The 7,522-nt window shown below is 62.4% G+C and carries 7 protein-coding genes; 5 read left to right on the top strand and 2 right to left on the bottom strand.

Annotated features, from left to right (window positions below):
• Positions 1–371: ferredoxin (locus ACH2EI_RS02200; RefSeq protein ID WP_395159011.1), on the top strand; the 371-nt coding region annotated here is incomplete at its 5' end.
• Positions 372–485: 114 nt separating this feature from the next.
• Entirely contained in the window at positions 486–1,328 is an 843-nt protein-coding gene (pyrF, locus tag ACH2EI_RS02195) for an orotidine-5'-phosphate decarboxylase (protein ID WP_395159009.1), read from the top strand.
• Positions 1,329–1,389: 61 nt separating this feature from the next.
• Here the strand turns inward: pyrF and serA are convergent, their stop codons facing one another.
• Positions 1,390–2,949, bottom strand: a complete 1,560-nt coding sequence (gene serA / locus ACH2EI_RS02190; RefSeq protein ID WP_395153108.1) for a phosphoglycerate dehydrogenase — start codon at positions 2,947–2,949, stop codon at positions 1,390–1,392.
• Positions 2,950–3,055: 106 nt separating this feature from the next.
• On the opposite strand from serA, the gene ACH2EI_RS02185 reads away from it, so the two are divergent.
• Genes ACH2EI_RS02185 through menC form a run of 3 tightly spaced genes read left to right on the top strand, consistent with a single transcriptional unit; the run spans position 3,056 to position 6,224 of the window.
• Positions 3,056–4,297, top strand: a complete 1,242-nt coding sequence (locus ACH2EI_RS02185) for a hypothetical protein (RefSeq protein ID WP_395153107.1) — start codon at positions 3,056–3,058, stop codon at positions 4,295–4,297.
• Positions 4,294–5,091: a GNAT family N-acetyltransferase gene (locus ACH2EI_RS02180; protein WP_395153106.1), complete on the top strand. Its 798-nt coding sequence runs from the start codon at positions 4,294–4,296 to the stop codon at positions 5,089–5,091. The genes ACH2EI_RS02185 and ACH2EI_RS02180 overlap by 4 nt, the downstream gene beginning before the upstream one ends.
• Positions 5,088–6,224, top strand: a complete 1,137-nt coding sequence (menC, locus tag ACH2EI_RS02175) for an o-succinylbenzoate synthase (RefSeq protein WP_395159007.1) — start codon at positions 5,088–5,090, stop codon at positions 6,222–6,224. The genes ACH2EI_RS02180 and menC overlap by 4 nt, the downstream gene beginning before the upstream one ends.
• 15 nt (positions 6,225–6,239) lie before the next feature.
• Here the strand turns inward: menC and ACH2EI_RS02170 are convergent, their stop codons facing one another.
• Positions 6,240–7,412, bottom strand: a complete 1,173-nt coding sequence (locus ACH2EI_RS02170) for a hypothetical protein (protein WP_395153104.1) — start codon at positions 7,410–7,412, stop codon at positions 6,240–6,242.
• Between the last annotated feature and the right edge of the window lie 110 nt (positions 7,413–7,522).

Genomic DNA, 7,522 nt, shown 5'->3' with positions numbered 1-7,522 from the left:
TACGACCGCACCAAGTCAGAGCGTTGCTATGCCACTGCGGCCGACGCGGTTGCGGACGGCTACCGTCCGGCCAAGGCTTGAACACCCCGAACAACACCCCGAACAACACCCCGAACAACACCCCGAACAACACCCCGAACAACACCCCGGACAACACCCCGGACAACACAGGAGAAAACACCATGAAGGTCACCGTCGACTTCGACAGCTGCGCATCGACCGGCGCATGCATGCAGGTGTGCCCCGAAGTGTTCGAGGTCCGCAACGACGGCTACCTCTACATTCTGCAGGAAAATCCAGGGCCCGAGTTGGCCGCCAAGGTCAACGAGGCAGCCGACATGTGCCCAACCGCAGCAATTACGGTCGAGTAATCCCAGCAGCGCGCGACCACAACTCGCTCGCCCGCTTGTTCGCCCACTGTCCAATTCGCCGCCTGAGCCGACGGAGATTCCGCCGCTTCGGGCCATTTTCGGTAGGTTTCCAGCGTGGGATTTCACGCGCAGCTCGAACGTTCGTGGGCGGCGTCGTCGTCGATGCTCTGTGTCGGCCTCGACCCTGATCCAGCCCGGATGCCGAGCCCGCTCGACGGAGCTCCCGATGCAACCGAACGGTTCTGCCGAGCAATTATCGATGCAACTGCTGACCTCGTCTGCGCATTCAAGCCGCAGGTCGCCTATTTCGCGAGCCAACGTGAAGAAGCTGCGCTCGAACGAATCTGCAGGTACATCCGGGAGACCTATCCAGACGTCACCCTCATCCTCGACGCCAAGCGCGGCGACATCGGTTCAACCGCCGAGCACTATGCCCGCGAGGCGTTCGGTCGGTATGGCGCACATGCCGTGACGGTCAACCCCTACCTCGGGACCGATTCGGTCGAACCATTCTTCCAGCACACCAATGACGGTGGCGGCGGCGTCATTGCCCTGTGCCGCACGAGCAACCCCGGCGGCGACGACTTCCAGTCGCTGGTCACTGCTGATGAGCACGGTGCCAAGCCGATCTACATGCACGTGGCCGAGCGGGTCGCCAACGAGTGGTCCCAGCTTGGCGACTGCGGCCTGGTCGTCGGCGCGACCTACCCGCAAGAACTCGCCGAGGTGCGAGCCGCGGCACCCGGCATCCCGTTTCTCGTGCCCGGCGTTGGAGCACAGGGTGGCGATGCTGCGACCGTCGTCGAACACGGTTCCAACGCAGCCCACAACGGGCTGATGGTCAGTTCCTCGCGAGCGGTGCTCTACGCCAGCAGCGGCGACGATTTTGCTGAGGCGGCACGGGCCGAGGCGCAACGCACCGCAACATCACTCACGATCAACCCAGACCGAGCGTGATGTTCTTGTCACGCTTTGGTCTGACCGGAGTGTGACGGGCTTGAACTTCCGCCCAAAATGATCAGAGGGTCTTGATATCAATGATGCCGGGGGCGGCACGCAGCGCAGCGAGTGTGGCCTCGGGGATGGCAGCGGTCGGAGCAATCAGCATGACCGCCGTTCCGGATCCGTCGACGCGACTGACGTCCATATCGGCAATGTTGACCTCGGCGTTGCCGAGGATCGTGCCGACGGTGCCAATGACGCCCGGCCGATCGTCGTTCGTGATGACGACCATGTGGTCGGCCGGAGGCACATCAAACGGGATGTTGTCGATGTTGACGATGCGCTGATCGTTCCGCGGGCCCGAGAGCGTGCCAGCGATCGAATGCCCGCCGCCGCGCAGGGTCAAGAGGTTGACGTAGTCGGCCGCCGTAGCGCAGTTGACGTCACGTACTTCGACGCCGTGTTCCTTGGCGAGCTGTGGCGCGTTGACGTAGGTGACAGGTTCGTCAGAAATGGCACCGAAGAAGCCCTTCAGAACAGCGAGTTCGAGGATGCGGGTGTCGTAACCGGCGATTTCACCTTCGGTGCAGACCTCAAGCGTCTTCGGGAGCGAGCCATTCAGCGAGACGAACAACGCACCGAGACGCTCGGCGAGTGGCAGGTACGGACGGAGCGTCTCGTTTGCTTCGGCAGCATCGACGTTGACAGCGAACGGCACGAACTCGCCGGCGAGAGCGAGCTCGACCATGGTGGCAATGGTGTCGCCGGCCTTATCTTGGGCTTCGTTGGTGCTCGCACCGAGGTGCGGGGTGACGACGACGCTCGGCAGTTCAAACAGCGGCGACTCGGTCATGGGCTCGGTCGAGAACACGTCGAGACCAGCACCCGCAATCACGCCATCACGGATGCAATCAGCCAGATCGCCTTCATGGACAATGCCGCCGCGGGCGACATTGATGACGAGCAGCGAAGGCTTGGCCTTGAGCAGCAGGTCTCGGTTGATGAGGCCAAGCGTCTCGGGCGTCTTGGGGAGATGGACCGTCAAGAAGTCTGACTCCGCCACCAGTTGATCGAGACCCATCAGTTCGACGCCCATCACCTTCGCACGATCTTCTGAGACGAACGGGTCGTAGGCCACGATTCGCATGCCGAACGCCTTCGCGCGGTCAGCAACGAGCTTGCCGATGCGGCCGAGGCCAACGACACCGAGGGTCTTGTCGACGAGCTCGACCCCGGTCCAGCGGCTGCGCTCCCAGCGCCCAGCGACCAGCGCGGCGTGGGCCTGAGGAACGTTGCGCGCGGTGGCGAGCAGCAGTGCCATCGTGTGCTCTGCGGCCGACACAATATTGCTCTGCGGCGCGTTGACGACCATGACGCCCTGCTTGGTGGCTGCAGCAACATCGACGTTGTCGAGGCCAATGCCAGCACGGCCCACCACCATCAGATTGTTGGCAGCTGCGAGCAGTTCTGCATTGACCTGTGTCGCGGAGCGGATGATGAGCGCTGCGGCCCCCGGGATGATCGTGAGGAGTTCTTCGGCTGACTTGCCGACCTGGATGTCAACTTCGTGACCGGCTTGACGAAGCCGTTCGAGTCCACCGTCAGCAATTTCTTCTGTCACCAGGATACGAGCCATAGTGAATTCCTATCGGCGCTCCGGTCCCCCTTCCAAGAGATTTGACGAACCGTTTGCATCGGTGCTCGTCGCGGCCACCGATCACCGAGGATGTACCGTGCGAGACGTGTCCGATGACCACTCCGCACAACCCGATCTGCGGGCCATCGAGCTCTGGTTCGTCGATCGCGGTGTTCCGCACTTCGTCGAGCGAAAAAGCGACGGATCAGTGCTCGATGCGTGGACCCGCGCACTGCCACTACTCGTCGTCGCATATCTGCTGCAGGGGCTCAATGCGCTGAACCTCGCCGATTGGTCGCTCCAACGGAATCTCTTCGTCGCCGTGGCCGTCATGGCCATGCTGTTGGCCGCCTGGGTGTTATCCAATCGCCTACGCGGCGTTCCGGCTTTCGCCCGGCCGACCGATATCGATGCGCCGGAACTGGCGCTCTTCCTCTTGGGCCCGGCCGTCCCCGCCCTGCTGTTCGAGCAGACCGGCGATGCAATCGAGAGCGTCCTGTCCGCAACCGTCCTTCTCGCAGCGATCTATATTTGGTCCTCATACGGGCTGGGGCCGCTCACACGATGGGGTCTGCGGCGTGGCCGAAATCAGTTGACCGGGCTGGGCTCGCTCGTCGCCCGTGCACTCCCGCTGCTGCTGCTGTTCAACACCTTCTTGTTCATCAACGCCGAAGTCTGGGAGATGGCCGGCACCCTGAACGGGTGGGCCTACGTCGTGGTCATCTTGACGTTCGCCTCGCTCGGGGTGACCTTCGCATTGAGCCGGGTTCCAGGTGTGATCCGCGCGATGCGGTCATTCGAGTCGTGGAGCGACATTGATGAGCACCTGGAAGGGACACCAGCAGCCGGGCTACAGACCCCCTCTGGCAAACTTGTCGAGGACCGGCTTCGTCTGCGTCAACGTTTCAACATCGGCTTAATCGTCTTGTTTGGACAGGCCCTACAGATCACCCTCGTAACGGTGGCGCTGACCGGCTTCTTCGTCGGTTTCGGCTTCTTCGCCATCACCGAGACCACCACCCTCGGCTGGACCCGGCTCGATGAGATTCACATTCTCGCGGAGTGGTCCTTTGCCGGTCGCCCGCTGATCCTGTCCGAGCCCTTGCTCCGGGTCTCGGTATTCCTCGGATCGTTCTCTGGCATGTACTTCACTGTCGTCCTCACCACCGACGACACCTACCGCACCGAGTTCGCAGACGACGTCGGACCCGAGGTTCGTAAGGCGCTTGCGGTGCGCAGCGCGTACCGTGTCGCTCGGGGAACCCATCCACAGTCGGCGCTTGCAACAGCGACACCGACACCAGTTCCGCTGGCGTCAAGCGATGCTGCGGAGGAAGTCCAGGCATGAGCACCATCGACACTGCGAACGGCGAAACTCCGCCTGCCGGCACGGAACCGTCGTCGTCACCGTCCCAAATCCAGATCCGGGAGCTGACGATCGCCGACGAAATGGTCGTTCTGGGCGACGTGTTCCAACAGGTGTGGGGTTCGGCAACCGAGATCATCCGGCTCGAGATGCTGATGGCGATCTCTCACGCCGGCGGTTACGTGGTCGGAGCGTTCGATATGAGCCGTGGTGACGATGGCCGCGGCGAGATCCTCGGTGCCTCCGTTGGCGTGCTCGCCGTCCACCATGACCAGCCGGCACTGCACAGCCATGTCACCGGCATTTTGCCTGGGGCCCGCAGCACGGGCCTCGGTCGGGCAATGAAGCTGCACCAACAGCAATGGGCGCTCGACCGAGGAATCGAATGGATTGTCTGGACCTTCGACCCGCTCGTCCAGCGCAACGCCTGGTTCAACATCGCGATTCTTGGAGCGGAAGTTCACGAGTACCTCCCACACTTCTACGGGACGATGACCGATGCAATCAACGCCGGCGACGACTCTGACCGTCTACTCATGGCGTGGTCGACTGCGACCGATCCCGAAGCTGCACCCCGCGACGGCGCTGCACACCTTGGCCAGCCTGGCGTCACGCTGATCCCGACGCCGGACGACATCGTGACATTGCGCCGAACTGACCCGAATGAGGTCGCTCGATGGCGCGGCTCGACACGATCGGCATTGAACGAGGCGCTCACGTCTGGTTCTCAGATCGTCGGTTTTACTCGTGACGGCGATTACGTGGTGGCATCATGAGTAGCGCACGGATCTTCACACTTGGAGCCATCGAACTCCGCCGCATCGCACTCGCCCTCGTCGCACCGTTCCGGACCAGCTTCGGCGTCGAAACCGATCGCGACATCCTCCTGGTGCGTGTCGAGTTGATCGACAGCGACGGTGTCAGGACCGAGGGCTGGGGTGAGTGTGTTGCACTCGCTGAGCCGACCTACTCGCCCGAGTACGTCGACGGAGCCCAGCACGTAATGCTCGCGCACCTCATTCCCGCGGTGCGTCACGCCGGCCCGATCGATGCTGCCGGAGCGACTCGAGCAATGGCTCGCTTTCACGGCCATCCAATGGCGAAGGGCGCGATCGAGATGGCGATTCTCGATGCCCAGCTGCGGTCGACGGGCACCTCTTTTGCCGACTTCCTCGGTGCGACCAGGCTGACGATCCCGAGTGGTGTGAGTGTCGGCATTCACGACACCGTCGACTCGCTCTTGACAACCGTGCAGGGCTACATGGACGACGGCTACGTTCGTATCAAACTGAAGATCGAGCCCGGCTCTGACATCGAGCACGTCGCTGCGGTCCGCGACCTCATCGGGCCCGACACGCCCCTGCAAGTCGACGCCAACACGGCCTATCGACGGACCGATGGTGCTCATCTCGCACGCCTTGATGCCTATGACCTGCTGCTCATCGAGCAGCCATTGCCAGAGGCCGACATCATCGGCCACGCCCAGTTAGCCGCCGAGGTCGACACACCGATCTGCCTCGATGAGTCACTTGTTTCAGCTACAGGAACTGCCGATGCCATTGCATTGGGTGCCTGCGAGATCGCGAACATTAAGCCCGGCCGAGTCGGGGGATACCTCGAAGCTGTCCGGGTCCACGACCTGTGCGTCAGCGCCGGTATCCCCGTGTGGTGCGGAGGAATGCTCGAAACGGGTATCGGACGAGCCGCCAACGCTGTCCTCGCGTCGCTCCCCGGATTCACGTTGCCGGGTGACATCAGCGCCTCGACCCGCTTCTACGCACAAGACATCGTGACTGACCCAATCACGATCCACGACGGCCACGTCACGGTCCCTCGATCACCCGGCCTCGGGTTCGACATCGACCAGCCGTTCCTCGACCAGATCACCACGGCCACCACCCCTGCCTAGGCAGTTCTCGATCGATCAGCAGTTGTCGAAGGAATATGCAGCTTCGTGGCGCCCGAGCGCCTCGGCCCGCTCACGCACTTCGCGGAACTCCGGAAACTGGTCGAAGAAGGCGAGTTTCTCGTCGAGCGCTGCACTGACCTCGACGTCGAACACGTAGGCCGCGAACACCTCGGCGATGTCTTCTTCGGGGTTACTCGCGCCATAGGGGCCGGTGTACGGGGCGTCGGCCACGCAGCGCGCTTCGCCTGCCTCCTCGTTCACATCACCGTCCGCGGGGATAGTGGCCAGCGCCTCCGCGTCCCAGAACCGCTGGATCCAAGCCCAGGTGTAGGCGCCTTCGCGGAAGCAACCAGTTCCGTTGTAGTACGTGGTGCACTCTTCAGCGGGGATCGAGATGTCGAGCTGAGTCGCTGGAACTTGGGTGAAGACGTGCGTTAACTCATGCTGCATCGTCAAAGCAAGCTCGTTGAGGTCGTCGACGCCGGCCTCAACGTCGATTGCCATCAGGAAGAACTCGGCGTCATCGTCGAGGGTGGTGACGAACGCCAGGGTGTCGCATGTATCGCACCCTTCAAAACCTGCGAAGAGCGAAATGTCGCTCAGCAGTGCAGCCGGCGTCACGTCGGCCATTGCGGTCCAGGCTGCCTCAAGGCGAGGGTCCACCTCGCCCGAGCAAGGCGGCTGCAGCTGGCCCTTCACGACGAAGTGCATGGCGGTGACAACGCCCCCGTCTTCGATGTCGGCCGGGTCGCAGAAGCCATTCTCCTGCAGCTCATCGAGGATTGCCTGCTCGTCTTCATCGAGTTCGTCCGGGCCAGCGACCGCAGAATCACCGTCCGTCACGGGCGGCTCGTCGTCGGTTACCTCGGTTGCCTCGAGGACGTCGAGGATCCGGTTGTAGCTGTCGTCATCCAGTTCGAGAAGTAGATCGTCGAGTTCGTCGTCACTCAGTGCAGCAAGAAACATTGCGAGTTCTGCATCATCCAAGTCGGTGACCTGCTGATTGGAGTTCGCGACTTCGGTGGTTTCGACCAGTTCCTCATTGATTTCTGTGTCATCCGGAGCAGCCTCAGAAACAGCCTCAGGAGCAGCGTCAGAAGCAGTCTCAGAAACAGCGTCGTCGCTGCCAGCCGAGCAGCTCGACGCAATCAGCGTCACTGCAGCCATGACCAAAATCACTCGTCGCATCACTGTCGCAGTATGGCGCATTTGGCCTGTCGTCCTGCGTTTCTCCCTGCGCGCAGGTCACAGGTATCGTGTTGTCTATGACCCATGCGTTCTTGAGCGAAGACTGGATG

The organism is Ilumatobacter sp., assembly GCF_041688325.1.
Classification (GTDB): domain Bacteria; phylum Actinomycetota; class Acidimicrobiia; order Acidimicrobiales; family Ilumatobacteraceae; genus Ilumatobacter_A.
This window is presented reverse-complemented; position numbering and strand designations above follow the sequence as displayed.